This is a genomic window from Mesorhizobium sp. L2C084A000, assembly GCF_000502875.1.
Taxonomy (GTDB): domain Bacteria; phylum Pseudomonadota; class Alphaproteobacteria; order Rhizobiales; family Rhizobiaceae; genus Mesorhizobium.
The window spans coordinates 44,921-66,423 of sequence record NZ_AYWX01000005.1; the positions used below are offsets into that span (position 1 = coordinate 44,921).

The window sequence follows — 21,503 nt, forward strand, 5'->3', positions numbered from 1 at the left end:
GTTGGGCGGCTTGGCGGAACCGATCGTCGATCATGAAACCGAAAGACTGGACATGGCGACGAGATCGCGGGGCGTAAACCGCCGTGGTCTCAAGCGCTGGGTCCGGCGCGGCATCGTCGTGGCCGCGGTGCTGGCTTTGATTCCGGTCGTGCTGACGTTTCTGTACCTGCCATTCTTCGTGCATCCTGTCTCGACGCTGATGCTGAAGGACCTGGCGACGTTCTCCGGTTACGACCGCCGCTGGGTGTCGATCGACGACGTGTCGCCGGTGCTGGCCAATTCCGTCATCATGTCGGAGGACGGGCAGTTCTGCTTTCATCGTGGCGTCGATCTCGGCGAATTGCGGGGCGTCGTCGACGATGCGCTGGCCGGCGAAGCAACGCGCGGCGCCTCGACCATCACCATGCAGACGGTCAAGAACCTGTTTCTCTGGTCGCGGCCGCTGGGCTCGGTGCGCAAGGTGGTCGAATTGCCGCTGGCCGTCTATTTCGATGCGGTGATGTCGAAACGGCGCATTATGGAAATCTACCTCAACATCGCCGAGTGGGGGCCGGGCATCTACGGCATCGAGGCTGCGGCACAGCACCATTTCGGCGTTTCGGCAAAACAGCTGTCGCGACGGCAGGCCGCCTTGCTTGCGGTCTCCTTGCCAAATCCGATTGCCCGCAATCCGGCCAAACCCGGGCCTGGCTTGAGGCGGCTCGCCAATCTGATCGAGCGGCGCGCCGGCCGCTCCGGCGCCTATGTCGGTTGCCTCCGCTAGCCGATCCAAAAAAATTCGCGCCAGTGCTGGCCAAAACGGCACAGGGCGTGTATAGGCACCCGACTTTCTCAGATTCCGGCCCCGACATGGCCCTTTCACGAGGGCGGGCGGGGCTTTTTGACCATGTAGTGGAGCATATCCATGGCCGTTCCGAAACGAAAAACCTCTCCGTCCAAGCGCGGCATGCGCCGCTCGGCCGACGCCCTCAAGGCCCCGACCTATGTCGAGGACAAGAATTCCGGCGAAATGCGCCGTCCGCACCATATCGACCTGAAGACCGGCATGTATCGCGGTCGCCAGGTGTTGACCCCCAAGGAAAGTTGAGACCAGCTTTTTCAAAGGTTTGAATTTCCAAAAGGACCGGCCGGTGGCTGGTCCTTTTGCGTTTGGGCGGGCCGGCAGCGCAGGCGTGCACCGCCGACGTTGCAAATCCTTCGGCCGGCAATCGGCTGACATGGTTGTTGCGTGCGGTCTTCGACCGTGTTCAGCGCTGATGGCGAAACATCTTGACGACGTGGCTATGGCGCATTCTACAAAGGATCGCCCCCACATGGAGACGCCAGATGTTCGGTGCCATTCCGCTGCTGATCGTGCCTTTCGTGCTCTACAACCTCGGACTGCTGGGAATTTTCGGCAGCGGTGACGATCCGTGGGCGAGCGAGGTCTTCTCCTTCAGCATGATGTCGGGCGGCGTGTTCTCGATGACGCTGGGCGACCTGATGATACTGATCGGGCTGGTCTTCCTGTTCCTCGAAATGGCGAAGTCGGTGCGCACGACCAACGCCTCGATCATGGACCATCTTCTGTCGACGCTGGTGTTCGTGGCCTTCCTGGTCGAGTTCCTGCTGGTGAAGGGCGCCGCCCATTCCGTCTTCTTCACGCTGATGGTCATCGCGCTGTTCGATGTGCTGGCCGGATTCGCGGTGTCGATGCGATCGGCCAGCCGAGACATCAATCTGAATTAGTTCCTCAGCGAAGCGATTGGCAGAAACGCGCATCGCTTCGTCATCCCAGGGCCTCCGCGACGGAGCTTCGCTCCTACTTCGCCAAGCGATGACCAAAGTGGAGAGGATTCAGCCCGGATCGGCGGTGAAGCCGGCGGCCTCGATGCCGGCGATGGCCGCGGCTTCGTCATTGTCCGACGTGTCGCCTGAGATGCCGACGGCGCCGATGATGGCTCCGGCCTTGTCGCGGATCAGCACGCCGCCGACCACCGGCAGCACGCGTCCGCCCGAGACGTCCGAGATGCCGGCGACGAGATGCGGACGCTCCTTGGCGAAGGCCTCGACTTTGCGTGAGCCCATGCCGATGGCGAGCGCACCGTAGGCCTTGCCGGCCGACATTTGCGGGCGCAGGAACGAGGCGCCGTCCTGGCGCTGGAAGGCGACCAGATGCCCGCCGGCATCAAGCACCGAAACGCCGAGCGGCTTGAGCTTGAGATCGGCGCCCTTGGCAAAGGCGGCATCGATGATTTGCCTGGCTTTTTCGAGCGGCAGTGCGGTCATGGCAGTCTCCTGTTTGAAAACGCGTCGATCATCGACCGTCGACGGGCGAGATAACATCCCCGTTTCGGTTGAAATTGCTTCGCGTGAAGGGGCGGGATGGAAGCAGCTTTCACCGATACCATCAGGACAGGCATTAGCGCTTATGGCTCAAAGGGGTGGCTGCTATTTTTTCTTGGCGCGGGCCGGCTTCTTGGCGGGTGCCGCCGGCGCATTGGCTAGGTCTTCGGCTTCCTTGGCGAGACGCAGCGCCCGCAGCTTGTTGGTCTTGGCCTGGCGGGCGTCGCTCTCGGCGACGTATTCGGCCATCGCCTTCTGGCGGACGGTTGCCGCCTCTTCCTGCTTCTTGAAACGCAGGTCGGCGCGCGCGCGGGCAGCATCCCGAGAGTTTTCAACCAAGACCTTATCCAATCCCGTAAATTGTGATTTTCCGCCTCTTCTAGCAGAGTCGGCCCCAAAACGGGAAAATAAGTTAATTACGCGGCTGTGCTGGCGGCGGGGGCCTTGCTGGCAACCACGGCCTCATAGGCGGCCTGCAAGGTCGCGCGGACAGAAGGACCCGCTGCAGTATCGAGCGGCATGCCGAGATGTTCATGGCGCAACTCGTCCATGAATTTGTCCCACATCGGCTGTCCGCCCTTTTCCAGAAGTTCGGCGCGGATCGACAGTTCTTCGCTGACCGGCAGCCAGACGCGGCCCCAGGCGCCGAGATGGGCCAGGATCGGCACCAGCGTGATCGCCATTTCGGTCAGGCTGTAGATCGCCTTCTGCTTGTGCGAGGGGTCGTCGGCTTTGGTCAGCATGCCCAGCTCCATCAGCCGCTTCAGCCGGTCGGCGAGGATGTTGGAGGCGATGCCTTCCATCGATCCGTTGAGCAGCTCGCGAAAATGACGCCTGCCGCCGAAGATCATGTCGCGAAGGATGATCAGGCTCCAGCGATCGCCGAAGACTTCCAGCGACAGGTTGATCGGACACCCGGACCGGCGATCCATGCTCATGAGATTTTTCTCCAAAACCGGTTGCATTATCGTATCGGTTTTATTATCGTGCAACCGATTGCAGAATGCAATCGGTATTGCAGGAGAGGAGGCCGCACCGTGACGACGACCGAACGCCCCGAAATCATATCCGAAACCTTTGGCGATCCGGCGAACCCGCCGCTGTTGCTGATCATGGGAGCGATGGCTTCGATGCTGTGGTGGCCGGAGGCGTTCTGCCGGAAACTGGCCGGTGCCGACCTGTTCGTGATCCGCTATGACAATCGCGACACCGGCCGTTCGACCAAATACAAGCCGGGAGAGCCGCCCTACACGTTCGATGATATGGCCGACGATGCAATGCGCGTTCTCGACGACCACGGCATCGGCAAGGCGAATGTCGTCGGCATGTCGATGGGCGGCATGATCGCGCAGCTTGTGGCGTTGAAACACCCGTCCCGTGTCGCATCGCTGACCGTCATCAGCAGCTCGCCCGTGGGAACCGACACTTCGCACCTTCCGCAGACGAGCGATGCCTATATCGAGCATTCGGCCGAGGGCGCCAAAGTCGATTGGTCGGACCGTGGCCAGGTGATCGATTTCACCGTCAGGGATGCGCGGGCGATCGCCAGCATCGCACATCCATTCGACGAGGCCCGGATGCGTGCCTTTGTCGAGCAGGATCACGACCGCTCCGGCGGCTTCCTGAGCGCGACCAACCATTTCATGCTCAAGGGCGGCGACGCCTGGAAGGGCCGCCTGCACGAGATCGCGGCGCCGCTGCTGGTCATCCATGGCACGGCTGATCCGATCTTTCCGGTCGAACATGGCGAGGCGCTGGCCGAGGCGGTCACCGGCGCGAAAATTCTCCGGTTCGGAGGCGGCGGCCACGAGCTGCACCCGGACGACTGGGAGGTGATTGTCGCAGGCATCGTCGCCCAGGCCCATGTCGCTTGAAGCGGCAAGCGGGCCTTGACGGGCCATGCTTGCCGCAGTGTCTGACCCTTGATGAGCAGCACGGCACCGGCCATCGATGAACCACGAAACAGATAAGCAAAAAATGTCCCTGACGCTTCATTTCCATCCGTTGGCCTCTTTCTGCTGGAAGCCGTTGATCGCGCTGTATGAGAACGTGACGCCGTTCACGCCAGTCATCGTCGATCTTGGCGATGCTGAATCGCGCGGGGCCTTCCTGAAGATTTCGCCGGCCGGCAAGATGCCGGCGCTGCGCGACGATGCGCGCGACCGCACGGTGCTGGAATCGACCATCGTTGTCGAATATCTGGCCGCGCATTATCCGGGGCCGATCGACCTCGTTCCCGCCGACATCGACTTGGCGCTGGCCGTCCGCCAGGCCGATCGCTTCTATGATTTTTATGTGCAGGAGCCGATGCAGAAGATCGTCGGCGACCGGTTGCGGCCACAGGACAAGACCGACCCGTTCGGCGTCGAGCAGGCCCGCGACCAGTTGCGCAATTCCTACGCCATCATCGAACAAGACATGCAGTCGAAGATCTGGGCGATGGGCGACACCTTCACCATGGCCGATTGCGCGGCGTCCCCGGCGCTGTTCTATGCCAACAAGGTCGAGCCGTTCGGCGACAAATACCCGGCCGTGAAGCGCTATCACGACCGGCTGGTGCACCGGCCGGCTTTCGCCCGGGTGATCGAGGAGGCGCAGCCCTACTTCAAGTTCTTCCCCTACAATAATGGCTGATCGGGATGCTGCACGATCTCGCCCCAGACGCTCGCCGATACGGTCGGTCAACTGACCGAGCCGCTGGCAATGACACTGAGAAGCTCAGGCTTCCCAGAACTGATCGAGCCAGATGTTGAGTTTGAGGAAGCCGGTGCCGCTCACCGTATAGACGCGCCTTGTTCCTTCCGGCTTGGCGTGGACCAGGCCGGCATCGAGCAGCACTTTCAGATGCTGCGAAACGGCTGGGCGCGACACCGGCAAGCCGGCGGCCAGTTCGGTGACGGTTTTCGGGCCGCGGCGAAGTTCTTCCAGAAGATGGCGCCGGTTGGGATCGGCAATCGCCATGAAGGCGTCGGAAAACATCATGCCTGTATTAGTGCGGCAAAGCCTTTCGAATCTCAACCGTCTGCTTCTGCTTTTCTTCTGGGATCAAGCCGCAATGCTTCCGGTGTCACCGAACGGTCGGCCGGCTGCGTCTTGAAGGCGTCACGATCGCCGATCGGCACCGGAGCGCGGCGGCTGATGCGCAGCAGCGTATAGCCCGCCAGGCAAAGATGCGCGAAGGCGGTCGCCAGGAACAGGCCTTCCGGGCGCATCCAGCCCATCAGGGCGGCGGCCAGCAAGGGTCCGATCATCGTGCCGAAGCCGTAGAGCAGCAGCAGGCCGCCCGACACCTTGACGAAATCCTCCGAGCGCGCGTGGTCGTTGGCATGCGCCACGGCGATCGAATAGAGCGTGTAGGCGAAGGCGCCATAGGCTGCGGTGAAGACGATGACGAAGACGCCGGAGCGTGGCTCGAACAGGAAGATCAGGAGCGCGAACAAGGCCGCGCCGAAAGCAGCGCCCGCCAGCACGAAACGCCGGTCGGTCTTGTCGGACATGCGCCCGGCGGGAAGCTGCATGGCGGCACCGGCAACGACCACAAGGCTCATCATCAGGGCGATCTCGGCCGTGGAGATGCCGATACGGGCGCCGTAGACCGCGCCAAGCGTGCCCCAGGCCCCGTTGGCGATGCCGATCAACACGCAGGCGACCGCCGAAACCGGCGAATTGGCATAAAGGCCTTTGACGTCGAGCGAGACATCCTGCAGCGGCTTGGGGTGGGAGGCGCTCGAGACCGCGGTCGGAATGAGCGACAGGCAAAACAGGATGCCGGTGATCATGAACAGCGACGCCGATTTCACGTCGCCGCCGGCGACGATCATCTGCCCGCCCATGATCGAGGCATAAGTGACCATCATGTAGAGGCCGAAGACGGTCCCGCGGTTCTCGTTGGTGGCCTTCTCGTTCAGCCAGCTTTCGATGACCATGAAGGCACCGGCCATGGTGAAGCCTGTGAAGGCGCGCAGCAGGATCCAGACATATTCGTTGATGATCAACCCGGTGAGCAGCGCCACGATGGCGCCGGATGCGGCAAAGGCGCCAAATGCGCGCACGTGGCCTGCGCGGCGCACGATGCGCGGTGCGAAGAAGCAGCCAGTGACGAAGCCGCCGGCCCACGCCGTGCCCATCAGGCCGAGCGATGCGGTCGAGAAACCTTCCAGTTGACCGCGCAGGGGCAAGAGCAGCCCATGCAATCCAGATGCCGCCAGCAGGAAAGCGGTGCCGCGAAGCAGCGAGAGGATCGGTCTGTAGGTTGCGAACATTGTTTGATCCGGCTCAGGTTTGGCGGGGACGCTGGGTCTGAAGACAGTCGCATTCGGGCTTTTCGGCGGCGGGCTTTGCGCCCGCGCGGCTATCCGCGGCGGAACAGTGCTTCGGCCGCGGATTTGGTGGTGTCCTTGGCCTTGAGTTCGGCTTCCAGGCGGGCGATTTCGTCGCGCAGGATGCCGATCCGCTCGGTCAAGTCGCTGACGGAAAGCAGTGACAGGTCCTGCCCGATCTCGTGCGGGCGCGCCTTCTTCTTGGGTTCGTCGTCGAAGATCGCCATCGTCGCTCCTCCTCCGCCAAGACCAGATTGGCCATTTGCCTGATTTGGCAATCAGCATACATAGGGCAGGGGCGTCGATGCAAACAGCCGATCGGATAACGGCGAGGAAAGACGGGAAATCTCATGGCGAGCGGACAGAAAATTCCGGCAAGGATGACGGCCATCGCGATCTCGGAGCCGGGTGGCCCTCGGGTGCTGAAGCCGGAAACACGCGACGTGCCGCAGCCCGGGCCCGGCGAGATCCTGATCAAGGTGCATGCCGCCGGCGTCAACCGGCCCGACGTCCAGCAGCGCAAAGGCGCCTATCCGCCACCACCCGGCGCATCCGACCTGCCGGGCCTCGAGGCGTCGGGTGAAGTGGCGGCCCTTGGCGACGACATATCACGCTGGCGCATTGGCGACCGCGTCTGTGCACTGACGCCCGGCGGCGGCTATGCCGAATATGTCAAGGTCCATGCCGGCAGCGTGCTGCCGTTGCCCGCCGGCTTCACCCATACCGAAGCCGCGGCAGTGCCGGAGAATTACTTCACCGTCTGGCACAATGTGTTCGAGCGTGGCGCCCTCAAGAAAGGCGAGACGCTGCTCGTCCATGGCGGCTCGTCCGGCATCGGCACGACAGCAATCCAGCTTGCCTCGGCCTTTGGCGCCTATGTCATCACCACCGCGGGCAGCAAGGAGAAATGCGACGCCTGCCTGAAGCTCGGCGCAGACCGGGCGATCAACTATCGCGAGGAGGATTTCGTCGCCGCAGTCAAGGAGGCGACGGGGGGCAAGGGCGCCAATGTCATCCTCGACATGGTCGGCGGCGACTATGTGGGGCGCAACTACGAGGCTGCTGCGGTTGAGGGCCGGATCGTCCAGATCGCCGTGCAGGCCGGTGCTGTCGCAAGCGCGGATTTTTCGAAGATCATGGTCAAGCGGCTTACCCACACCGGGTCGACGCTGAGGCCACGCACCGTCGAGTTCAAGGCGGCGATCGCGGCGGCGCTGGAAGCGCAGGTGTGGCCGTTGCTCGGCACGCGCAAGGTTGCTCCTGTCATGGACATGATCTTCCCGCTCAGCGAAGCATGGCGGGCGCATGAGCGGATGGAAGACGGCGAACATATCGGCAAGATCGTGCTCGACGTCGGCTAGGCCGTATCGATACTCGGCCGGCCTGCAGGCCGGCCGAGCGAGGTCCGCGCCCGTGGCTGCCTACAAGATGAACAGAAGCTTAATGCTGCAATGCAGCATTTGCATCATTGCTATGCAAAATCAGCCATTCAAGTCCTCATCGATGACGCCTATTTGAGCACCATCGAAACGAACATCATTTTGGAGGACTACCATGAACCCGATCCGCGCTTTCCGTAACTGGCGTATGTACACCGAGACCGTCCGCGAACTGAACCGTCTCAACGCACGTCAACTCAGCGATCTCGGCATCAACCGCGCCGACATCGAAAAGATCGCCCGCAGGGCCATCTGAATTCGAGCATGGTTCGCTGTAGGGTGGCTCACCGTTTCACGGAAACGCTGAACCGCTCTAGCTCCTGCCGATGCGACTCCGGACGGAAAACCGTTTCACGCTTTTCCCGGAATTGCTCTAAGGAGCGGACCTTGCCGTAGAAGCAAGAGCCGGAGCTGACGGTTTTGCCGTCGCCGGTTCCGAGCCCGCTGGACCCCGTCCGGCGGGTTTTGTCTTTTTGGGGCCATCAACCGCATGCGCTCGACAGCAATCTGAGGTTGACCTTCAACGGCCGCCCTTGCGCAAGGGAGGCCGCCAGCCGCGCCTCTGCGGGGTCGATCGAGAAACCTACTTCGACAAGTGGTTCAACTACAATGGACGGTGGACGCTCACCCAACTCTACGATCATGCCGTGACCGATCCGGTACCGCTCTCAATGGATTTCGTCAGTGCCAACAATCTGGACCCATACGATTCTGATGGCCTGCGCGCCACGAGCGAGACCGGCATCTGGTTCACCTATGTGCCGGACATGGACGGCTACGTAACGGTTTTCTGGCTATCGGACCGCGTAACCTATCGCCTGTTCAGACAATACCATCCGCGCGATGCGGACGGCTGGGCGAATGGTTGGCTCTCGGTGGAAGGGGTTGTCGGCATCTGGACGAACAATTCATTCGCAGGTCGCGACTACGTCGAAATTTCGAGCAGCAACGGCAATGCGCACGACACGCTACAAGCGAGCGGGGTCCTTTTCATTCACAACAGTACATACCCCGTCCAGGCAGGAAAACCGGTCCATGTGCTGATCGGAACGCGGTCGAAAATCTTTAGTGTTTGCGACGGAACGGGCATCAACTTGGGGGCCGGCGTTGTCGCGCGAATTGATCACCCCATTTCCATCTTCACGCGAGCGGGGCTGGAGCCATATTCGCCGTTCTACTGAACCTGGATGACAACTGGGCCGCTACCGTTTCGAGGCATTCGACCTCGGGTAAGGTGGAGCTGTCGGGCCGATACCGACAGGCCGGAAAGCCGACGCGCGATTTTTTGCGCCATCCGTCGAACAAGGGACGGCCGCGCTCCGGGCGATCTGACGGTCTTGGGAGCGCGCAGCGCACGCGGTGCGGTCTTGGCTCCAAAAACGTTGCGAAACGACCCGAGAGCGGTTATACAGACCGCGAATTTCCCATTTTGGTGGCTCTAAACCACCGCCCGCGCGGGAACGCGGGCGAACGAGAAGGATTTGTAAAATGGCCAATACGCTGCTGATGCCCAAGGCGACCGCTGTCTGGCTGGTCGACAATACCGCACTTTCCTTCGAGCAGATCGCGCAGTTCTGCGGGCTGCACCCGCTCGAGGTCAAGGCAATCGCCGACGGTGAATCGGCGCAAGGCATCAAGGGCATGGACCCGATCATGACCGGACAGCTGACCCGCGACGAGATCGCCCGTGCCGAGAAGGACCCGAACCAGCGCCTGAAGCTTTCGGACCCCAAGGTCCGGGTGCCCGAATCCAAGCGCAAGGGGCCGCGCTACACGCCGCTGTCGAAGCGCCAGGACCGGCCGAACGCGATTCTGTGGCTGGTGCGCAACCATCCCGAGCTCAAGGACGCGCAGATCTCGCGCCTCGTCGGCACCACCAAGTCGACGATCGAACAGATCCGTGAGCGCAAGCACTGGAATTCGGCCAATCTGCAGCCGATGGATCCTGTCACGTTGGGCCTCGCCTCGCAGATCGACCTCGACATGGAAGTCAATCGCGCCTCGCGCGGCCGCGAACAGGCGCAGCCGGTCGGCGACACGCTGCTGCCGGCGGCCTTGACCGAGCGGCTGGTGCCGGCTCCCGAGAAGCCCAAGGACGAGGATGCCGAACTCGACGCCAACGCCGTGTTCGCCAAGCTTTCGGCCTTGAAGTCGAAGAACACGGACAATGACGACGACGAGTGAGGTTGTCTGACATTCTAATAAAAGCCCGCTTCGAGCGGGCTTTTTATTGGGTCAACAACTCAGCTGCGCGCCGCGCGATCCGGCGCCATGCCATAATCTTCGCTGCGCTCCACCGCGCGGTAGAAGTCGGCAAGCTGCTTGCCGCGCTCGGGCTTGAAGATGCGGCCAGCGATGACCACGGAGGCGATGCGATCGATGCGGAAGGCGCGAAAATCGTCGCGCATCTCGCACCAGGCGACCAGCGTCCACACCTTGCCCCAAAACCACAGGCCGAGCGGGCGGATATCGCGGGCGGTGCCGCGGCCGGCCTCGTCGGAATAGTCGATGGTCAGCACCTGCCGTTTTTCGACCGCGCGCTCGATCAGGTCAATCGCCTCGCGAGCAGCGTCGCTGACCACCCACATCGGTGTGTGGATCTCAGTGCGGGCGATGCGGTCTTTCTCGGCATCGGGCAATACGGCGCCGATCTTGACCAGCGCCTCGTCGGCGGCCCTCGCCATGGCGGCACCGCCAAAGGCGCGCACCATGCGGGCGCCGGCGACCAGCGCGACGATCTCGTCACGCGTGAACATCAGCGGCGGAAGGTCGAAACCCTCCCTCATCATATAGCCAACGCCGGCCTCGCCGTCGATCGGCACTCCGGTCGACTGCAAATCGGCAATGTCGCGATAGATGGTTCGCTCGGAAACTTCGAGCCACGTGCCGAGCTTCTGGGCAGTGACCAGTCGGCCACCGCGCAGATGCTGCACGATCTGGAAGAGCCTGTCGGCGCGGCGCATCGTATGGTCCCTCGGCGTTGTCTCTATGCATGTCGCCCGAAACCGGTCCACCTCTGGGTGGCATGCATCGTGTTTTCGCGCATGCCGCTATCCCAAAACCGCAGAACACTTTTGGGCGGCATGTATCATGGCTTCAGCCCTTCGCGCTTGCGCTGCGCGGCGACGAACTCCGCGCCGAAGGACAGTTTCTTCGTCGTCGGTGTTTTCGCATCGAGCACGCGCCAGAATGGTGCCACGCCACTCAGCGTCATACCGCGCTGGAGGTCCTCGTTGGCGGCTTCGGCAACAGTGCGCAGATGATAGCCTATGGTGACCGGGCATGTCACTTCGGCGCCATGCTCTATGGCAAGTGCTGTACGCAGCGCACGCATATCCATCTCGACGCCTTCGGGAATCGAGCGGATGAAATCATCGACCTGGCGCGCCGTCGGCACCAGCATAGGCTGGCCTTCGACGACATCGGCCATCGTGCGCGGCGTCGGCCTCACGCCGTTGATGCCTGGTGTGCTCAGTCTGTCGTTCCAACTCTTCATCGATCGTCCTTTAACGCCAATGCGCAGTGTCCGAAGCTGGCACCATTGCACGCCCCTCCTGACAGCATACTGTCAGGAGGCTTCAGCGTACTCCTTGGCGAACAGCGTCCGCATCTGTGCGAGATCGCTGCCTCTTTCGGGGTAGAGCGCCTTCAGAAAGGCGAGTGCGAAGGTGCCTGGTGCCGAGCCCGGTGCGGAAACGATGTTGCCGTCGGCTACGGCATGCGGCACATCCTCGTAGTTCTCGGCACCGGCATAACCGGCTTCATGACCCTTGATCCACTCGCGGCCATTGCTGGTATGCCTGGCCTTCTCGAAAAGGCCGGCTCGGGCCAGCGCCAGCGTGCCGGCGCAGATGCCGCCGACCACGCCGCCGCGCGATGCAATGGCGGCAAGCAGGTCGCCTACATCAGGCGGTGCCTTGCCCGTCCACCGGTCGGAACCAATGACGGCAATGGCATAGAGATCGGCATTCTCGCCGGCGCCTGTTGCGCGATCGGGGATCAGCCGAAAGCCGCTAATGCCCGTCACCTGCTTGCCATCAGGCGTCAGCGACACGGCACGGGCGCCGAACCATTCGACCGCCGAGGCCGCCAGCAGCCCATACTCCCAGTCAGCGAAGCCTTCGATGAAAAGGAAACCGATTGTCTTTTGTTCGGGCATAAGCGCGCTCCGCGTGTCGACCTGTTACCCTGCTTGTTATCTGGGCGTTGACGCGCCCACATCCAATCGCCGGGTCGAAAAATTGGCTTCAATTGCCGCGAGAGCCACGGTCGGCGTACATGTCGGGCCAGCCGATATCCTTGCGAATGTCCGCCGGCAGCGAGTTCATGAACCGCTGGGTGCGGATCTCGTTGCGCATCGTCCGGATCTTGCCGACATAGTGCTGCATGCCGCGCAGAATGGTGTAACCGTTCATGGCTAAGTCTCCTCTCTCTGTGTAGAGGCACTATCGCATACCCCTCCTGACAGCAGTCTGTCAGGAGGATGTCAGGGCGCGAGACAATAGTTGCGGCCGGTGCGCGCGCCGCAGGCAAGGCATCGCTTCTCGCCGCATCGAGCGGTGCCTCAAGGCAGGTTTGCGACGTCCGATTGTTCATGGCGACGACGTTGTTTTCGGCGCCGCTGTTCAGCGTCCGGCGACGGACTGTCGGAATACGAGGCCTTCAGCGAGGTGACCGCAGGTCTGATATGAAGGGAGAAAATTCTTCCCCAACAGCAGGGAGACGACGATGAGCTTGCAACTGACAGGTATCCACCATCTGACCGCCATCACCGCCAATGCGCCTGGCAATCTTCATTTCTACACCAAGGTGCTGGGTCTGCGGCTGGTCAAGAAGACCGTAAACCAGGACGACACCTCGGCCTACCACCTCTTCTATGCCGACGGCGAAGCGACGCCGGGCACCGACCTTACCTTCTTCGACTGGCCGGTCGGCCGCGAGCGGCGCGGCACGCACAGCATCGTGCGGACCAGCCTCAGGGTCGGCAGCCGGGAGAGCCTTGCCTGGTGGAAGCAAACTTGACCGATGAAGGCCTGGCAACAGGAGAGGTCGCCGACATCGGCGGTTATGCGTCGTTGGACTTCGAAGATCCCGAGGGCCAGCGTCTGCGCCTGGTCCGCGATGGCGGCAAGGGCGGCAGCCATCCCTGGGCGCAAAGCCCGGTACCGGTCGAGCACCAGATACGCGGGCTCGGGCCGATCGTCATCAGCGTTCCCGACATCACCAACACCGAAGCGGTGGTGACCAAAGTGATGAACATGCGCAAGGCGCGCGACTATGTCTCGCCGGAGGGGCAGGTTCACGTCTTCGAAATGGGAGAGGGCGGGCCGGCGGCGGAGTTGCATGTCCTGGTGCAGCCGGGACTGGCGCCGGCGCGGCAAGGCGCGGGTGCGGTTCACCATGTCGCCTTCAGGGCGCCGGACCAGGAGACGCTGCATCAATGGACGGCGCGGCTGGCCGAGTTCCGGCTGCCGTCGAGCGGCGAGGTCGAGCGCTATTATTTCCGTTCGCTCTACTTCCGCGAGCCGAATGGCATCCTGTTCGAGATCGCAACCGACGGGCCGGGGTTCACCGCCGACGAGCCGCTGGAAACACTGGGGGAAAGCCTCGCCTTGCCGCCATTCCTCGAACCGAAGCGGGCTTCGATCGAGGCTGGCCTCAAGCCGCTGAAGTAGATCGTTTTCCCAGTCGCAGACGGGCGCCGCGTTCCGACCTAGGATCGCGGCGTCGTTCTTTCTCAGGCAATGAACGACGTGCTTTGACAGCCGGGCGCGTTGCTGGTCAAAGGCGGCATGACGAAATTCCTCGCCCTTGTCATCGTCGGTTTCATGGTCATTCAACTGATCAAGCCGCTCGGCTGGCCAGGCCTCAAGCGACGCGGCGATTTCTGGAAGCTGGCACTGCTCGCCATGGCCGCGATTTCACTGGCGGCCGTGCTCGGGCATTTGACGTAGGACGGCACTTGTCGTCGGTGCCCAATTGCCAAGCACCGGGCCAACCAGATGCTCGGCCCAAGCCCGGTAGCCTGCTTCCGAGGCGTGAAAGCCGTCCGAGGCAAAGCCGGCTTCCGGATTGGTGATCGGCAGGCGCGGCGCCGGCACCGCGCCGCGCTCCAGGCAAAGGCGTTCGCCCATCCGGTTCATGTCGGTGGCGCGAATCTCAAGAATTTTTCCGAGCAGCGGCGGCATGGCCGGCGCCCGCGTGAACTCCAGCACCGGCGACCACACCACGCGTGCTTCCGGCCACTTGGCACGCATCGCGTAGAGCAGGCCGCCGAACTCCTTCTTGAAGCGCGGCACGGAGTGAAAATTCTTGGTGTCGTTGGTGCCGATGGCCAGCACGATATGCGTCCATGGATCGGCCGACAGATTGGGCAGGACATGGTCACGGATCTGGCCAGACGTTGCCGAATTGAAGCCGGCAGCGCGCCAGCGCACGGCGCGGCCTGTACTCTGTGAAATCAGCACGGCGAGTTGCGCGGCAAGCCCGTCTTCCGAATTGCCGATGCCGACCGACGCGGCGGAGGAATCGCCCAGCACCAGAAGCGAGATATCAGGCGCCTTGCCTGGTATTTCGTGCATGACCGGCCCTTGCGCCGGCAGCATGCGCGTGGTGCGGCGTCGCACGCCGAGGCCTTGCCAAATATAGACCGGGAAGGCGAGCCAGGTGAGTAAGGCCGGGAAGCGCATAGCAGTACCGTTAAACGATCAGCGGCAGCCTTAGCGCATGTTTTGGTCGACGGGAACGCTCTTCAATCGCAGCAACTCGCCTGCCCCGCTTGCTTGCCCTGATGATATTCATCGTGCAGCCGCACCCAATCCATCAGTCCGTGATAGGGGCCGTTCTCGTTGCGGCCCTTCGGCGTCATGTCGAGATAGTCGTAGGCGCCGATCTGCGCCTCGCCGCCGCGGGCGCGCGACATGAAGGTGAGCAAGATGTCGCCGGTCTCGTCCCGGTAGAAAACGCTGGTGCCGGGAAGCTCCTTCGATGTCCGTGGACGGGTCTCGAAATTGTAGGTGGTGTCGCCGGCGGCGATCTGCTTGTCGGTGAAGGAGACCTGCATGTCGAAGTTGAAATCCGAGGCATAGGACGACACCCAGTCGAACTTCCAGCCCATGCGCTGCTTGTAAGGCAGAAGTTCCGCCAGTGGGGCGCGCGAAACCACGACCAGCGACACGTCGTGATGCCGCAGATGCTGATTGGCGCCGTCGATATGGTCGGCAAGGAATGAGCAGCCCTCGCAATGATTGACGCAGCCCGGCCCGAACATGAAGTGATAGACGATCAGCTGGCTGTTGCCGGCAAGCAGGTCGGCCAGTCTCTTCGGCCCTTGCCCGGTCTCGAAGACATCGTCCTTCCGGATCTTCAGCCAGGGCAATTCACGCCGCTCAGCCGCGATCCGCTCGCGGAGCCGCGTCAGTTCCTTCTCGCGCGCCAGATGCGCCTTGTGCGCCTGGAACCGGTCTTCGCGCGAAACGACCTTGTTGCGATGCATGAACCTCTCCCTGAAGTGTCATTCCAAGGACGTTCGGGATGAGCACAACCCGACATCGCCCGAGAGGAAATAAGGACGGAGAGGCTCCGCCCCAAGCCCGGCAAGTCACAAACAAAAAACCCGGGCGCATCGGCCCGGGTTCGAAGGAGGAAGAAAGGACTGTGGTCAGGCGGCCTGTTCCAGGCTCGCCTTCCATTTTCCGAGCGCTGCCAGATGGTTCATGTGGGCGCGATGGGTGAAGGCAGCCTGACCGGCGGCGACGTTCGAGGCCTTGCCGCTCCAGGCTTTCTGTGGCGCGGCCTGCAGCGCGCGACCATAGGAGAAGGTCAGCTTCCACGGGTGCGGCCCGATGGCGTTGATGGCGTTGAGGTTGGCGGTCGCTTCCTCGTCCTCCTGGCCGCCGGACAGGAAGGCGATGCCCGGCACGGCTGCCGGTACGGTTTCGCGGAACAGCTTTATAGTCTTTTCCGCGACTTCTTCAGGGCCACTCACCTTGCCTGATTTCCTGCCGGCCAGCACCATGTTCGGTTTCAGGATAGTACCTTCCAGCACGACGCGCGCCGCGTAGAGTTCGCTATAGAGCTTGAGCAAAATCACCTTGCTGATCTCGTAGCATGTGTCGATGTCGTGGGCGCCATCCATCAGCACCTCCGGTTCGACGATCGGCACGATGCCGGCTTCCTGGCAAAGAGCGGCATAGCGGGCGAGCGCATGGGCGTTGGAGCCGATCGAGGTCCCCGAAGGCACGCCTTTGGCGACATCGATGTCGATCACCGCGCGCCATTTGGCGAAGCGGGCGCCGAGCTTGTAGTAGTCGGCAAGGCGCTCGCGCAGGCCATCGAGGCCTTCGGTGATGGTGTCGCCGGGAAACCTGGCCAGCGGCTTGGCGCCTGCATCGACCTTGATGCCGGGGATGGCGCCGGCCGCCTTGATGATGTCGACCAGCGGCGTGCCGTCGGCGGCCTTCTGGCGGATCGTCTCGTCATAGAGGATGACGCCGGAGATGTAGCGGGTCATTGCCTCCCTGGTGCGGAACATCATCTCGCGGTAATCGCGGCGGCTGTCGGCTGTCGATTCGACGCCAATGACGTCGAAGCGCTTCTTGATGGTGCCCGAACTTTCGTCGGCGGCCAGCAGGCCCTTGCCATCGGCGACGATCGCAGCGGCAATGTCTTCGAGACGTTCGCTCATTGTGGCTTCTCCTGAAACGGTTGTTCCGCGCTTAACGGAAGTCTACCGCCAAAGGAATGGCATCGGAAAGCTCGAATCGATTGAAAGCCTCGGGCGGCCTTGTTCGCTCTCCGAGTGTTGATCGCCTCGGAGCCTCAGCGCTTCAAGACGTCGACGCCGGGCAGCGGCTTGCCTTCCATCCATTCCAGGAAAGCGCCGCCGGCGGTCGAGACATAGGTGAAGTCGTCGGCGACGCCGGCATGGTTGAGCGCCGCCACCGTATCGCCACCGCCGGCGACCGAGACCAGCTTGCCGGCCTTGGTGCGCGACGCCGCGTGCTTGGCAGCTGCCACCGTCGCATGATCGAAGGGCGCGATCTCGAAGGCGCCGAGCGGGCCGTTCCAGACCAGTGTCGCGGCGCGGTCGATCCATTCGCCGATGGCCGTCACGGTTTTGGCGCCGACATCGAGGATCATGCCGTCGGCCGGCACATCCGATATAGCGACGGTCCCGCAGGCCGCGCCCGCCTTGAACTCCCTGGCGACGACGCCGTCGACCGGCAGGATGATGGCGCAGCCGGCCTCGGCCGCCTCGATCATGATCTGCTTGGCGGTCGCGGCGAGATCATGCTCGCACAGCGATTTGCCGACATTGGTGCCACGCGCGGCAAGAAAGGTGTTGGCCATCCCGCCACCGATGACGAGGGCATCAACCTTCTTCACCAGGTTCATCAACAGATCGATCTTGGTCGAGACCTTGGCGCCGCCGACAATGGCGACGACCGGACGAACCGGTTTTCCCAAGCCCTTCTCCAGCGCCTCAAGCTCGGCTTGCATGGTGCGGCCGGCAAAAGCCGGCAACAGATGCGCCAGCCCCTCGGTCGACGAATGGGCGCGGTGCGCGGCGGAAAAGGCGTCGTTGACGAAGATGTCGCCATTGGCGGCAAGCTTTTCGGTGAAGGCCGGATCGTTCTTTTCCTCGGCCTTGTAGAAGCGGGTGTTTTCAAGCAGCAGCACATCGCCCTTGTTCATGGCGGCGACGGCGCTTCCGGCCGTGTCGCCGACGCAATCCGAGGCGAAACCGACGGGACGGCCGAGCACGTCGGCTGTCGCCCTGGCGATAGGCTCCAGCGAGAATTCGGGCGAGGGGCCATCCTTGGGCCGGCCGAAATGGGCGAGCAGGATGACCTTGGCGCCCTTGGCCGATAGCTCGGCGATAGTCGGTGCGATGCGTTCGATGCGGGTGGCATCGGTGACTTTGCCCTCAGTGACAGGCACGTTGAGGTCGACGCGCACCAGCACGCGCTTGCCGCTGATGTTGCCGATATCGTCGAGTGTCTTGAAGGCGGCCATGCGGGTTCCTTTCGCGAAAAACCGGGGGACCATACCCCGCATCGGTGACGATGCAAGGCTTAGGGCGCGCTCGAACCGAAATTTTGAACTGGGTACGATCTTGCGCCGGCAGGGCGGATGAATGGCAGCGCTCAATAGCGGTTTTGTCAGCTTTCGGTTGCTGCCTTTTCCGGCGCCGGCTCCGGGGCCGGCTTTTCGTCCGCCCGCGCCTCGGTCTCCTGCGTCTCGGTCGGCTTGCGCCAGTTGCGGATGAAGGCGGAAAGACGGTCGCCGATTTCGCCGGCGCTGAGGAAGACCGGCACCCGCGCCACCGGCGCGGTCGGCTCGAAAGACAGACCGAGGCCTATGATCTTGCCCTTGTCGTCGACGTCGCGGACGATCAGTTCTATCGGGCCGAGCAGGACGCGGTCGGCATATTCGGCATGGCCGCCGAGCCGCGCCGTGACCAGCGCGCCAACGGTGAGCTTTTGCTCCGCTTCGGTCAGGCCTGGCGTATAGGCCGCTTCCAGTTCAGCGGCGGAGCGCGCGGGGTCGACCGCGAAGGCACCGAAGAAATCGGCATCCTCGGGATCGACCACGGCACGGCTCGCGAACAGCTTGTCGAGCAGGCGCGGATAGCGGTCCGGCACGAAAATATAGACCTGGTCGCCGGCGGCGAGCCGGCCCATGTCCTGGAAGCGCATCGAGCGGCCGTCGCGCAGCACCAGCGAGGGCCGCGCCCAGCGTGGGATCCGCTCGCCGCGCGCCACCGGGCTGCCGTGTGCAACGCGATAGGCAAGAAGCTCGTGATGGGCCGAGCCCGGCAATTCAAGCTCGACCTTGTCCAGCGGTCCGAGCCGTGCCGGCACGATCAGACCGAGGCGGCGCGCCAGCGGTCCGACCGTCCAGCCCTGGATGACCAGCGACACGAGCACGATGATGAAGGCGGTGTTGAAGATGACACGGCCGTTTTCCAGGCCGCCGAGCAGCGGGGTGATGGCGAGCAGGATCGACACCGCGCCGCGCAGGCCGACCCACGAGATGAAGGCGACTTCGGGGCGCGGCAGACGGAACGGGATCAGGCAGAGCCAGACGGCGACTGGCCGCGCCACGAACATCAGGAATAGGCCGAGCAGCACCGCCGGCACCATGATCGCCGGAAACTGCGACGGCGTCGCGAACAGGCCGAGGATGAGGAACATGATGATCTGCGCCAGCCACGACATGCCGTCCTGGAAACGCTTGAGGATGGTGACGGCTCGGATGTCGGAATTGCCGGCGATAAGGCCGGCGATATACACCGCCAGGAAGCCTGAGCCGCCAATGGCGCCGGCTGCTGCAAACACCATCAGCGACAAGGTCAGCACGAAGATCGGCAGCAGGCCGTGGTCGAGATTGAGCCGGTCGACGAGGCGCACGATGGCGAGACCGCCCAGCACGCCTACGATTGCACCGAGGCCCATGTTGAGGAGGAAGCCGAGAAACAGGCTGGTGACCAGAACATTGGTCTCGGGGTTGGCGTGGGCGGCGATGATCTCTACCAGCGTGATGGTCAGGAAGATGGCGATCGGGTCGTTGGTGCCGGATTCCACCTCCAGCGTCGAGCGCACGCGTTCGCGCAGATTGATCTCGCCGGCTCGCAACAGGAAGAACACGGCCGCCGCATCTGTGGAGGCGACGGCAGCCCCGAGCAGGAAGGATTCCAGCCAGGTGAGATCGAGCAGATAATGGGCGGCGACGCCGAACAGGCCGGTGGTGACAAGCACGCCGAAGGTCGCCAGCGACAAAGCCGGGCCTGCAGCCTGCCGCAAGGCGTTGAGCGGCGTGCCGAAACCGGAATCGAACAGGATGACCGCCAGCGCCAGTGAGCCGGCAAAATAAGCGATGCGGGCGTTGTCGAACTGGATGCCGAGACCATCAGTGCCGGTGGCGAGGCCAATGCAGAGAAACAGGAGCAGAAGAGGGGCGCCGAAGCGGAAGGCGATCAGGCTCGAAAACGCGGCGGCGACGACAAGCGCTGTGCCGACCAGCGTGACGAGATAGATCGCATGCTCCATCCTGAAATCAGCCCCTCAAATTCGTCTGTCTCCTGCTTTGCGAGAGAGTGGGGCGAAGACGTGACCAGTGCAAGGCGGCAGGGTGGCTTTTTGGCCTATGCCGCTGATTTTTGGATGTTTTGGCGTCCAGGACACAATTTGGAAAGGCGCAAGCTGCGCTCATGAAAAACGCCCGGGCAAAGCCGGGCGTTCCAAGTCTCGAAAAGAGAGTTTTGTGATCAGGCGATGGTCTTGCCGAAGGCGACCGATGTGTCGCCCATGCGGTTGGAGAAACCCCATTCATTGTCGTACCAGGACAGCACCGACACGAAGTTGCCGTCCATCACCTTGGTCTGGTCGAGCGCCATGATCGAGGAGCGCGGATCGTGGTTGAAGTCGATCGACACGTTCGGGTGATGGGTGACGCCGAGAATGCCCTTGAGCTTGCCGTTGGAGGCGGCGATCACCGCGTCGTTGATCTCCTGCACCGTGGTCGACCGCTTGGCGATGAACTTGAAATCGACGACCGAGACGTTCGGGGTCGGCACGCGGATCGAGATGCCGTCGAGCTTGCCCTTGAGGTCGGGCAGCACCAGTCCGATCGCCTTGGCGGCACCGGTCGAGGTCGGGATCTGCGACAGGGCAGCGGCGCGGGCGCGGTAGAGATCCTTGTGCATGGTGTCCAGCGTCGGCTGGTCGCCGGTGTAGGAATGGATCGTCGTCATCATGCCCTTTTCGATGCCGACCGTCTCGTGCAGCACGGCTGCCAGCGGCGCCAGGCAGTTGGTGGTGCAAGAGGCATTCGAGATGACGATATGGTCCTTGGTCAACTGGTCGTGGTTGATGCCGTAGACCACGGTGAGGTCGGCGCCTTCGGCCGGGGCCGAAACGATGACGCGCTTGGCGCCGGCGGTCAGGTGTGCCGCTGCCTTGTCACGGGCGGTGAAGATGCCGGTGCATTCGAGCGCGATGTCGATGCCGAGTTCCTTCCACGGCAGCTGGGTCGGATCCTTGATCGCGGTGACCTTGAACGTTTCCTTGCCGACGGTGATCTGGTCGCCGGAAACTGAAACTTCATGCGGGAAGCGGCCATGCACGCTGTCATAGCGCAACAGGTGCGCATTGGTCTCGACCGGGCCGAGGTCGTTGACGGCGACGACGTCGATGTCCTTGCGGCCGGATTCATGGATGGCGCGCAGGATGTTGCGGCCGATGCGGCCGAATCCGTTGATGGCAACTCTGACGGTCATAATTCTCTCCCTGGGAGTTGGAGGGCGGATGAGGGTCCGCAGTTTCATAGCTGTGGAAGCAGAAAGAATCCAGCCGCAGTGGCGTGGATTTAAATCGATTAAGTTGGGCCGGCCCGGCGAGACCGCCTTACGCGATTT

General features: G+C 62.8%; 26 protein-coding genes and 1 pseudogene. 11 read left to right on the top strand and 16 right to left on the bottom strand.

Features of this window, described 5'->3' with window-relative positions; genetic code table 11:
* The first annotated feature begins 1 nt into the window (after position 1).
* The 3 genes from X735_RS153050 (at position 2) to X735_RS153040 (ending at position 1,728) form a co-directional block, all read left to right on the top strand.
* The gene (locus X735_RS153050) at positions 2-763 is read left to right on the top strand and encodes a transglycosylase domain-containing protein (protein ID WP_031213164.1); all 762 of its coding nucleotides are present in this window, start codon (positions 2-4) and stop codon (positions 761-763) included.
* 141 nt (positions 764-904) lie between these two features.
* Entirely contained in the window at positions 905-1,087 is a 183-nt protein-coding gene (gene rpmF / locus X735_RS153045) for a 50S ribosomal protein L32 (protein WP_008834724.1), read from the top strand.
* Positions 1,088-1,326: 239 nt separating this feature from the next.
* On the top strand, positions 1,327-1,728 hold the full coding sequence (locus tag X735_RS153040) for a hypothetical protein (RefSeq protein WP_023810946.1): 402 nt from the start codon (positions 1,327-1,329) through the stop codon (positions 1,726-1,728).
* A 108-nt stretch (positions 1,729-1,836) separates the two neighbouring features.
* Here X735_RS153040 and X735_RS153035 read toward each other — a convergent pair whose 3' ends face one another.
* The 3 genes from X735_RS153035 to X735_RS153025 form a co-directional block, all read right to left on the bottom strand.
* Positions 1,837-2,268, bottom strand: a complete 432-nt coding sequence (locus tag X735_RS153035) for a heme-binding protein (RefSeq protein ID WP_023810947.1) — start codon at positions 2,266-2,268, stop codon at positions 1,837-1,839.
* 162 nt (positions 2,269-2,430) lie between these two features.
* Positions 2,431-2,664 carry a hypothetical protein gene (locus X735_RS153030; RefSeq protein ID WP_023810948.1) on the bottom strand — a complete coding sequence of 78 codons (234 nt, stop codon included), beginning with the start codon at positions 2,662-2,664 and terminating at the stop codon, positions 2,431-2,433.
* 77 nt (positions 2,665-2,741) lie between these two features.
* On the bottom strand, positions 2,742-3,263 hold the full coding sequence (locus X735_RS153025) for a helix-turn-helix domain-containing protein (protein ID WP_023810949.1): 522 nt from the start codon (positions 3,261-3,263) through the stop codon (positions 2,742-2,744).
* Positions 3,264-3,362: 99 nt separating this feature from the next.
* Here X735_RS153025 and X735_RS153020 point away from each other — a divergent pair, with 99 nt between their 5' ends.
* Positions 3,363-4,199 (top strand): alpha/beta hydrolase, encoded by an 837-nt coding sequence (locus X735_RS153020; RefSeq protein ID WP_023810950.1) that lies wholly within the window; start codon positions 3,363-3,365, stop codon positions 4,197-4,199.
* Between the two features lie 103 nt (positions 4,200-4,302).
* Positions 4,303-4,959, top strand: coding sequence for a glutathione S-transferase family protein (locus tag X735_RS153015; RefSeq protein ID WP_023810951.1), 657 nt, complete (start codon positions 4,303-4,305; stop codon positions 4,957-4,959).
* A gap of 84 nt (positions 4,960-5,043) precedes the next feature.
* Here X735_RS153015 and X735_RS153010 read toward each other — a convergent pair whose 3' ends face one another.
* The 3 genes from X735_RS153010 to X735_RS153000 all read right to left on the bottom strand — a co-directional run bounded on the left by X735_RS153010 (position 5,044) and on the right by X735_RS153000 (position 6,871).
* Entirely contained in the window at positions 5,044-5,307 is a 264-nt protein-coding gene (locus tag X735_RS153010; RefSeq protein ID WP_013529232.1) for a metalloregulator ArsR/SmtB family transcription factor, read from the bottom strand.
* Between the two features lie 32 nt (positions 5,308-5,339).
* Entirely contained in the window at positions 5,340-6,587 is a 1,248-nt protein-coding gene (locus tag X735_RS153005; protein WP_023810952.1) for an MFS transporter, read from the bottom strand.
* An 89-nt stretch (positions 6,588-6,676) separates the two neighbouring features.
* Entirely contained in the window at positions 6,677-6,871 is a 195-nt protein-coding gene (locus tag X735_RS153000; protein WP_023810953.1) for a DUF1192 domain-containing protein, read from the bottom strand.
* Positions 6,872-6,994: 123 nt separating this feature from the next.
* Here X735_RS153000 and X735_RS152995 point away from each other — a divergent pair, with 123 nt between their 5' ends.
* The 4 genes from X735_RS152995 to X735_RS152985 all read left to right on the top strand — a co-directional run bounded on the left by X735_RS152995 (position 6,995) and on the right by X735_RS152985 (position 10,267).
* Positions 6,995-8,005, top strand: a complete 1,011-nt coding sequence (locus tag X735_RS152995) for an NAD(P)H-quinone oxidoreductase (protein ID WP_032909131.1) — start codon at positions 6,995-6,997, stop codon at positions 8,003-8,005.
* A 193-nt stretch (positions 8,006-8,198) separates the two neighbouring features.
* The gene (locus X735_RS1000000167460) at positions 8,199-8,339 is read left to right on the top strand and encodes a DUF1127 domain-containing protein (protein WP_013529236.1); all 141 of its coding nucleotides are present in this window, start codon (positions 8,199-8,201) and stop codon (positions 8,337-8,339) included.
* Positions 8,340-8,616: 277 nt separating this feature from the next.
* Complete coding sequence (locus tag X735_RS152990; protein WP_023810956.1) at positions 8,617-9,264, top strand: hypothetical protein; 648 nt, start codon at positions 8,617-8,619, stop codon at positions 9,262-9,264.
* A gap of 307 nt (positions 9,265-9,571) precedes the next feature.
* Positions 9,572-10,267: a DUF1013 domain-containing protein gene (locus tag X735_RS152985; protein ID WP_023810957.1), complete on the top strand. Its 696-nt coding sequence runs from the start codon at positions 9,572-9,574 to the stop codon at positions 10,265-10,267.
* A gap of 59 nt (positions 10,268-10,326) precedes the next feature.
* Here X735_RS152985 and X735_RS152980 read toward each other — a convergent pair whose 3' ends face one another.
* The 4 genes from X735_RS152980 to X735_RS1000000167465 all read right to left on the bottom strand — a co-directional run bounded on the left by X735_RS152980 (position 10,327) and on the right by X735_RS1000000167465 (position 12,498).
* Positions 10,327-11,046 (bottom strand): YafY family protein, encoded by a 720-nt coding sequence (locus X735_RS152980; RefSeq protein ID WP_013529238.1) that lies wholly within the window; start codon positions 11,044-11,046, stop codon positions 10,327-10,329.
* 125 nt (positions 11,047-11,171) lie between these two features.
* Positions 11,172-11,579 (bottom strand): hypothetical protein, encoded by a 408-nt coding sequence (locus tag X735_RS152975; protein WP_023810958.1) that lies wholly within the window; start codon positions 11,577-11,579, stop codon positions 11,172-11,174.
* Positions 11,580-11,651: 72 nt separating this feature from the next.
* Positions 11,652-12,242: a DJ-1/PfpI family protein gene (locus X735_RS152970; protein ID WP_023810959.1), complete on the bottom strand. Its 591-nt coding sequence runs from the start codon at positions 12,240-12,242 to the stop codon at positions 11,652-11,654.
* 88 nt (positions 12,243-12,330) lie between these two features.
* Complete coding sequence (locus X735_RS1000000167465) at positions 12,331-12,498, bottom strand: hypothetical protein (RefSeq protein ID WP_023810960.1); 168 nt, start codon at positions 12,496-12,498, stop codon at positions 12,331-12,333.
* Between the two features lie 313 nt (positions 12,499-12,811).
* Between X735_RS1000000167465 and X735_RS01000000165795 the strand changes: the two are divergent.
* Together X735_RS01000000165795 and X735_RS17315 are read left to right on the top strand one after the other, a co-directional pair.
* Positions 12,812-13,758 (top strand): annotated as a pseudogene (locus X735_RS01000000165795) (ring-cleaving dioxygenase).
* 117 nt (positions 13,759-13,875) lie between these two features.
* Positions 13,876-14,037 carry a hypothetical protein gene (locus tag X735_RS17315; RefSeq protein WP_023810961.1) on the top strand — a complete coding sequence of 54 codons (162 nt, stop codon included), beginning with the start codon at positions 13,876-13,878 and terminating at the stop codon, positions 14,035-14,037.
* Here X735_RS17315 and X735_RS152965 read toward each other — a convergent pair.
* From X735_RS152965 to gap, 6 genes are all read right to left on the bottom strand, one after another.
* A complete protein-coding gene (locus X735_RS152965; protein ID WP_023810962.1) occupies positions 14,005-14,772 on the bottom strand; it encodes an SGNH/GDSL hydrolase family protein in 768 nt (255 codons plus the stop codon). The two genes, X735_RS17315 and X735_RS152965, sit on opposite strands and share 33 nt — an antisense overlap.
* A 62-nt stretch (positions 14,773-14,834) precedes the next feature.
* Positions 14,835-15,578, bottom strand: coding sequence for a thioredoxin family protein (locus tag X735_RS152960; RefSeq protein WP_023810963.1), 744 nt, complete (start codon positions 15,576-15,578; stop codon positions 14,835-14,837).
* Between the two features lie 165 nt (positions 15,579-15,743).
* The gene (locus tag X735_RS152955) at positions 15,744-16,769 is read right to left on the bottom strand and encodes a class I fructose-bisphosphate aldolase (RefSeq protein WP_023810964.1); all 1,026 of its coding nucleotides are present in this window, start codon (positions 16,767-16,769) and stop codon (positions 15,744-15,746) included.
* Between the two features lie 134 nt (positions 16,770-16,903).
* On the bottom strand, positions 16,904-18,100 hold the full coding sequence (locus tag X735_RS152950; RefSeq protein ID WP_023810965.1) for a phosphoglycerate kinase: 1,197 nt from the start codon (positions 18,098-18,100) through the stop codon (positions 16,904-16,906).
* A gap of 146 nt (positions 18,101-18,246) precedes the next feature.
* A complete protein-coding gene (locus X735_RS152945; protein ID WP_023810966.1) occupies positions 18,247-20,136 on the bottom strand; it encodes a potassium/proton antiporter in 1,890 nt (629 codons plus the stop codon).
* Between the two features lie 218 nt (positions 20,137-20,354).
* Positions 20,355-21,365, bottom strand: coding sequence for a type I glyceraldehyde-3-phosphate dehydrogenase (gene gap / locus X735_RS152940; protein ID WP_023810967.1), 1,011 nt, complete (start codon positions 21,363-21,365; stop codon positions 20,355-20,357).
* Positions 21,366-21,503: the final 138 nt, after the last annotated feature.

What these genes read in the sequence shown, in the direction of transcription:
- X735_RS1000000167465 (WP_023810960.1), bottom strand. Translation starts at nt 12,498, where the DNA reads ATGAACGGTTACACCATTCTGCGCGGCATGCAGCACTATGTCGGCAAG.
- X735_RS153010 (WP_013529232.1), bottom strand. Translation starts at nt 5,307, where the DNA reads ATGATGTTTTCCGACGCCTTCATGGCGATTGCCGATCCCAACCGGCGC.
- X735_RS153025 (WP_023810949.1), bottom strand. Translation starts at nt 3,263, where the DNA reads ATGAGCATGGATCGCCGGTCCGGGTGTCCGATCAACCTGTCGCTGGAA.
- X735_RS153035 (WP_023810947.1), bottom strand. Translation starts at nt 2,268, where the DNA reads ATGACCGCACTGCCGCTCGAAAAAGCCAGGCAAATCATCGATGCCGCC.
- X735_RS152980 (WP_013529238.1), bottom strand. Translation starts at nt 11,046, where the DNA reads ATGCGCCGCGCCGACAGGCTCTTCCAGATCGTGCAGCATCTGCGCGGT.
- X735_RS152995 (WP_032909131.1), top strand. Translation starts at nt 6,995, where the DNA reads ATGGCGAGCGGACAGAAAATTCCGGCAAGGATGACGGCCATCGCGATC.
- X735_RS152955 (WP_023810964.1), bottom strand. Translation starts at nt 16,769, where the DNA reads ATGAGCGAACGTCTCGAAGACATTGCCGCTGCGATCGTCGCCGATGGC.
- X735_RS152970 (WP_023810959.1), bottom strand. Translation starts at nt 12,242, where the DNA reads ATGCCCGAACAAAAGACAATCGGTTTCCTTTTCATCGAAGGCTTCGCT.
- X735_RS17315 (WP_023810961.1), top strand. Translation starts at nt 13,876, where the DNA reads ATGACGAAATTCCTCGCCCTTGTCATCGTCGGTTTCATGGTCATTCAA.
- X735_RS153015 (WP_023810951.1), top strand. Translation starts at nt 4,303, where the DNA reads ATGTCCCTGACGCTTCATTTCCATCCGTTGGCCTCTTTCTGCTGGAAG.
- X735_RS152945 (WP_023810966.1), bottom strand. Translation starts at nt 20,136, where the DNA reads ATGGAGCATGCGATCTATCTCGTCACGCTGGTCGGCACAGCGCTTGTC.
- X735_RS152965 (WP_023810962.1), bottom strand. Translation starts at nt 14,772, where the DNA reads ATGCGCTTCCCGGCCTTACTCACCTGGCTCGCCTTCCCGGTCTATATT.
- X735_RS152950 (WP_023810965.1), bottom strand. Translation starts at nt 18,100, where the DNA reads ATGGCCGCCTTCAAGACACTCGACGATATCGGCAACATCAGCGGCAAG.
- X735_RS152985 (WP_023810957.1), top strand. Translation starts at nt 9,572, where the DNA reads ATGGCCAATACGCTGCTGATGCCCAAGGCGACCGCTGTCTGGCTGGTC.
- X735_RS153000 (WP_023810953.1), bottom strand. Translation starts at nt 6,871, where the DNA reads ATGGCGATCTTCGACGACGAACCCAAGAAGAAGGCGCGCCCGCACGAG.
- gap (WP_023810967.1), bottom strand. Translation starts at nt 21,365, where the DNA reads ATGACCGTCAGAGTTGCCATCAACGGATTCGGCCGCATCGGCCGCAAC.
- X735_RS152975 (WP_023810958.1), bottom strand. Translation starts at nt 11,579, where the DNA reads ATGAAGAGTTGGAACGACAGACTGAGCACACCAGGCATCAACGGCGTG.
- X735_RS153005 (WP_023810952.1), bottom strand. Translation starts at nt 6,587, where the DNA reads ATGTTCGCAACCTACAGACCGATCCTCTCGCTGCTTCGCGGCACCGCT.
- X735_RS152960 (WP_023810963.1), bottom strand. Translation starts at nt 15,578, where the DNA reads ATGCATCGCAACAAGGTCGTTTCGCGCGAAGACCGGTTCCAGGCGCAC.
- X735_RS153040 (WP_023810946.1), top strand. Translation starts at nt 1,327, where the DNA reads ATGTTCGGTGCCATTCCGCTGCTGATCGTGCCTTTCGTGCTCTACAAC.
- rpmF (WP_008834724.1), top strand. Translation starts at nt 905, where the DNA reads ATGGCCGTTCCGAAACGAAAAACCTCTCCGTCCAAGCGCGGCATGCGC.
- X735_RS1000000167460 (WP_013529236.1), top strand. Translation starts at nt 8,199, where the DNA reads ATGAACCCGATCCGCGCTTTCCGTAACTGGCGTATGTACACCGAGACC.